At 50.4% G+C, this 274-nt stretch carries 1 protein-coding gene; it reads left to right on the top strand.

The window, feature by feature from the left end; all coding sequences use genetic code 11:
* A partial coding sequence (locus B806_RS19010) for a hypothetical protein (protein ID WP_212749313.1) occupies positions 1-274 on the top strand: 274 nt, incomplete at both ends.

Genomic DNA, 274 nt, shown 5'->3' with positions numbered 1-274 from the left:
CAGTGACAGCGACTCTGATTCTGATAGCGACAGTGACTCTGATTCCGACAGCGACTCTGATTCCGACAGTGATTCTGACTCTGACAGCGATTCTGATTCCGACAGCGACTCTGATTCCGACAGCGACTCAGACTCTGATTCCGACAGTGATTCTGACTCTGACAGCGACTCTGATTCCGACAGCGATTCTGATTCCGACAGCGATTCTGATTCTGACAGTGACAGCGATTCTGACTCTGACAGTGACTCTGACTCTGACAGTGACTCAGACTCT

This window comes from Acinetobacter sp. TG2027, from assembly GCF_000302435.1.
In the GTDB taxonomy this organism is placed as follows: domain Bacteria; phylum Pseudomonadota; class Gammaproteobacteria; order Pseudomonadales; family Moraxellaceae; genus Acinetobacter; species Acinetobacter pittii.
This window is presented reverse-complemented; position numbering and strand designations above follow the sequence as displayed.